The 4247-nt window shown below is 70.6% G+C and carries 4 protein-coding genes and 2 pseudogenes; 1 reads left to right on the top strand and 5 read right to left on the bottom strand.

Features of this window, described 5'->3' with window-relative positions:
• Positions 1–24 precede the first annotated feature (24 nt).
• From AOK23_RS49025 to AOK23_RS30645, 4 genes and pseudogenes are all read right to left on the bottom strand, one after another.
• The coding region (locus AOK23_RS49025) for a CBS domain-containing protein (RefSeq protein ID WP_476718309.1) at positions 25–828 on the bottom strand (804 nt) is incomplete at its 5' end.
• Positions 829–830: 2 nt separating this feature from the next.
• Positions 831–1439: pseudogene (locus AOK23_RS49030) on the bottom strand (ABC transporter ATP-binding protein); the annotation flags it as partial.
• Positions 1432–2079, bottom strand: coding sequence for an ABC transporter permease (locus tag AOK23_RS30640; protein ID WP_055715830.1), 648 nt, complete (start codon positions 2077–2079; stop codon positions 1432–1434). The gene AOK23_RS30640 and the pseudogene AOK23_RS49030, both read right to left, overlap by 8 nt.
• Positions 2080–2099: 20 nt before the next feature.
• Positions 2100–2582, bottom strand: a complete 483-nt coding sequence (locus AOK23_RS30645; protein ID WP_055520818.1) for an Lrp/AsnC family transcriptional regulator — start codon at positions 2580–2582, stop codon at positions 2100–2102.
• Between the two features lie 123 nt (positions 2583–2705).
• Between AOK23_RS30645 and hppD the strand changes: the two genes are divergently transcribed.
• Complete coding sequence (hppD, locus tag AOK23_RS30650; RefSeq protein WP_055715831.1) at positions 2706–3860, top strand: 4-hydroxyphenylpyruvate dioxygenase; 1155 nt, start codon at positions 2706–2708, stop codon at positions 3858–3860.
• A 257-nt stretch (positions 3861–4117) separates the two neighbouring features.
• Here the strand turns inward: hppD and AOK23_RS50505 are convergent.
• A pseudogene (locus tag AOK23_RS50505) lies at positions 4118–4247 on the bottom strand (IS5/IS1182 family transposase); the annotation flags it as partial.

Genomic DNA, 4247 nt, shown 5'->3' on the forward strand with positions numbered 1-4247 from the left:
CCGGGGCCGTGTCCGGCGGCGCGCTCACCCGGCACTCCCCACGGCGTCACCCTTCGGTTCCTCGGCGATGCCGGCCTCCGGGATTTCGGTGGCCTCACCCTCTGCCGGACTCCCGGTGACTTCCCCTGCTGGCCGACCGGTGGCCCCACCCTGCGGCCGCCCCGTGGCGTCGCCATCCGGCCCCCCGGCGGCCTCGCCCTCAGGCCGTCCGGCGACCTCGCCCTCAGACCTACCTGCCGTGCCACCCTTCCCGCTCCGCGCCGTGCCACCCTCCACCCTCCCCGCCGTGGCCCCCTCCGCTTCCGGGGGCGTGGGCTCGGTTCGGGTTGCCTCCAGTTCCTGTTGGTGCTCCCGTGCGTGTCTGCGGTCGGCGGCCAGGAGGGCGCGGACGGAGTCGAGCAGGCCCTCCAGGTGGACGGCGCCCGCGTACACGCCGTTCGGGCCGGTGACCGCGACCCGGCCCGCGCTGTCGGTCAGTACCGCCTCCAGGGCCTCCCGGAGCGTGGCGTCCCTGGTCACCGTCCCGCCGACCGGGGTCCCGGCCTCCGTGAGCGGCCCCTCGGTGTGCGTCAGGTCCTCCCGCCGCAGCCATCTGATGGGCTGTCCGCGCCGGTCCAGCAGCAGCATCTCGTCGGTGGCGCTCGCCCGCAGCCGGCCCCGGACCTGCTGGATCGGCTCCCCCTGATGCGCCGTCGGGCAGCCGGTGACGCCCAAGTCCCTCAGGCGGGTGAGGTCGAGCCGCCTCAGGGCGGCGCCGGTGCCGACGAAGCCGGAGACGAAGTCGTCGGCGGGGTGGGCGAGGATCGCCTCCGGGGTGTCGAACTGGGCNNGTCATGGGTGACGAACACGATGGTCTTGCGCAGCTCGCGCTGGAGCCGGAGCAACTCGTCCTGGAGGTGGCCCCGGGTGACCGGGTCCACCGCGCCGAACGGCTCGTCCATCAGCAGCACCGGCGGATCGGCGGCCAGCGCCCGCGCCACGCCCACCCGCTGCTGCTGCCCCCCGGAGAGCAGGCGCGGATACCGGTCGCGGAACTCACCGGGGTCGAGCCCCACCAGCTCCAGCATCTCCGTCACCCGCGCCCTGACCCGTCGCCCGGACCAGCCGGCCAGACGGGGCACCAGGGCGATGTTCTGGGCGACCGTCATGTGCGGGAAGAGGCCGGACGACTGGATGGCGTAGCCGATCTCGCGGCGCAGCTTGACCGGATCAAGTCCGGTGACGTCCTCTCCGTTGATCCGGACGGATCCACTGGACGGCTCGATCAACCTGTTGATCATCTTGAGTGTCGTCGACTTGCCGCATCCCGAGGGCCCCACGAACACGACCGTCTCGCCGGCGTCGATGCGCATGGTGACGCCGTCGACGGATGGTCGACGGTTGCCCGGATAGTGCTTGGTGAGGTTGACCAGCTCGATGGCGGCGCCGGTGTCAGCCACGCATCCCCCTCGGAATCGTCAGCCGCCCGAGCAGGACGTACGCGGCGTCGAACAGCAGCGCGAGGACGACGATGCCGAGCGTGCCCGCGAGCACCTGGTTGAGCGCGTTGGCGCTGCCCAGGGAGGCGATCCCGCGGAAGATCTCGTTGCCGAGTCCCGGCCCGGAGGCGTACGCGGCGATCGCGGCGATGCCCATCAGCATCTGGGTGGCGACCCGGACGCCGGTGAGGATCGGCGGCCAGGCGAGCGGCAGCTCAACCCGCAGCAGCCGTCGCACCCGGGACATCCCGATGCCCTTCGCCGCGTCCACCAGCGCCGGATCGACCCCGCGCAGCCCCACGATCGCGTTCCGCACGACCGGCAGCAGCCCGTACAGCGTCAGCGCGATCACCGTGGGGGCCACCCCCAGCCCCACCACCGGGATCAGCAGGCCGATCATCGCAAGGGAGGGAACGGTGAGCACGGCCGAGGTCGTGGCGGTGGCGAGACCGGCGGCCCACTCCCGCCGGTAGGTGACGACGCCGATCGCCACCCCGGCGACCGTCGCCACGACCACGCACTGCAGGACGGCACTGGCGTGCTGGTACGCGTCGAACAGCAGCCTCTCGCGGTAGCTGCCCACGTAGTCCCAGAAACCCACCGCACGCACCCCCAGATCGGCTACGTCGTCGTCTCCCGGTCCTCCGCCGCCTGCTCCACCAGCGGGATGATCCGCAGCGGAACGGGGTTCTCCATGACGATCGCCGTGGCGGCCCGGACGATGCCATCAAAACCGACGACCCGGTCGATCACCCGCTGGAGATCGGCGTTCGAACGGGCCACCAGCCGGCACAGCATGTCGCCGCTGCCGGTCGTCGTGTGCAGTTCCAGCACCTCCGGCACGGTCGCCAAGTGCGCCCGTACGTCCGCGCCTTGACCCTGCCGGATCTGCAGCGTCGCGAACGCCGTCACCGGGTAGCCGAGCGCCGCCGGATCCACCTGGGGGCCGAAGCCGCGGATGACTCCATTCGACTGAAGGCGATCCAGCCGCGCCTGCACCGTGCCCCGCGCGACCCCCAGCCGCCGCGACATCTCCAGCACCCCGATGCGCGGCTCGCGCGCCAGCAGCACGATCAGCCGCCCGTCCAGATGATCGATCGCCATGAGCGCTCCCGGGGTGAGCATCCTGTACAGAACAAGCCCGAGTATGGGGTCATGGCTGTGCAGATTGTCCAGCCATGACGCGAACTATTGCGCACCTTGCGGGAGCGGAGAGAGCCTGCGGCCATGGCAGCCACCTCTGCGCACACGCACCCCGTCCCTGACACCGCTCGGCAGGCCGACCCCTTCCCGGTCAAGGGAATGGACGCTGTCGTCTTCGCCGTGGGCAACGCCAAACAGGCCGCCCACTACTACTCCACCGCCTTCGGCATGCGGCTCGTCGCCTACTCCGGCCCCGAGACCGGCAACCGCGAGACGGCGAGCTACGTCCTGGAGAACGGCTCGGCCCGGTTCGTCCTCACCTCGGTCGTCAAGGCGACCACCACCTGGGGCCACTTCCTCGCCGAGCACGTCGCCGAACACGGCGACGGCGTCATCGACCTCGCCATCGAGGTCCCCGACGCCCGCCGCGCCTACGCCTACGCCATCGAGCACGGCGCCCGCTCCGTCGCCGAGCCCTACGAGGTGAAGGACGAGCACGGCACCGTCGTCCTCGCCGCGATCGCCACGTACGGCACGACCCGGCACACCCTCGTCGAGCGCACCGGCTACGACGGCCCGTACCTCCCCGGCTACGTCGCCGCCGAACCCATGGTCGAGCCGCCCGCCCAGCGCACGTTCCAGGCCATCGACCACTGCGTCGGCAACGTCGAACTCGGCCGCATGAACGAGTGGGTGGAGTTCTACAACCGGGTCATGGGCTTCACGAACATGAAGGAGTTCGTGGGCGACGACATCGCCACCGAGTACAGCGCGCTGATGTCGAAGGTGGTGGCGGACGGCACCCTCAAGGTCAAGTTCCCCATCAACGAGCCCGCCATCGCCAAGAAGAAGTCCCAGATCGACGAGTACCTGGAGTTCTACGGCGGCGCGGGCGTCCAGCACATCGCCCTCAACACCAACGACATCGTGCGGACCGTACGGACGATGCGGGCCGCCGGGGTGGAGTTCCTCAACACGCCGGACTCGTACTACGACACGCTCGGCGAGTGGGTCGGCGACACGCGGGTCCCCATCGAGACCCTGCGCGAGCTGAAGATCCTCGCGGACCGGGACGAGGACGGGTACCTGCTGCAGATCTTCACCAAGCCGGTGCAGGACCGGCCGACGGTGTTCTTCGAGATCATCGAGCGGCACGGGTCGATGGGCTTCGGGAAGGGCAACTTCAAGGCGCTGTTCGAGGCGATCGAGAGGGAGCAGGAGAAGAGGGGCAACCTGTAGGGCGCCTAGGGGCCCGTGGGGTGTGTGGGCGGGTGCGGGTTCGGTGGGGGCCGTTCGCGCAGTTCCCCGCGCCCCTGGAGGGACGGGCCTGCGGCCCGCCCTCCCCCGGGTGGCGCCGTTGAAAGCACGGGGCGCAGCCCCGGTCGCTGCTCAGGATGAAGGCTGGGCCGCCAGGCCCATGCCTTCAGGGGCGCCCTAAAGCGTGTTGCAGAAGGCCGTGATTTTGCAGGTCAAAGCCCGGGTCACGGCTGTTCTGATCACGAGGCGAGGGCGAGATTGTGCATGTGGGCGACGGCCTGGACCGCGTGGTGGAGGCCGTCGCCGGGCTGTCGGCAGTCACGGAGGATCTTGTAGTTCTTGAGCCGTCCGATCGCATGCTCGACCCGC

Origin of the sequence: Streptomyces torulosus (assembly GCF_001419765.1) — a bacterium.
Taxonomy (GTDB): Bacteria; Actinomycetota; Actinomycetes; order Streptomycetales; family Streptomycetaceae; genus Streptomyces; species Streptomyces torulosus.

Excerpts from the sequence above, each read along its gene's own strand:
- hppD (WP_055715831.1), top strand. The coding sequence starts at position 2,706 with ATGGCAGCCACCTCTGCGCACACGCACCCCGTCCCTGACACCGCTCGG.
- AOK23_RS30645 (WP_055520818.1), bottom strand. The coding sequence starts at position 2,582 with ATGGCGATCGATCATCTGGACGGGCGGCTGATCGTGCTGCTGGCGCGC.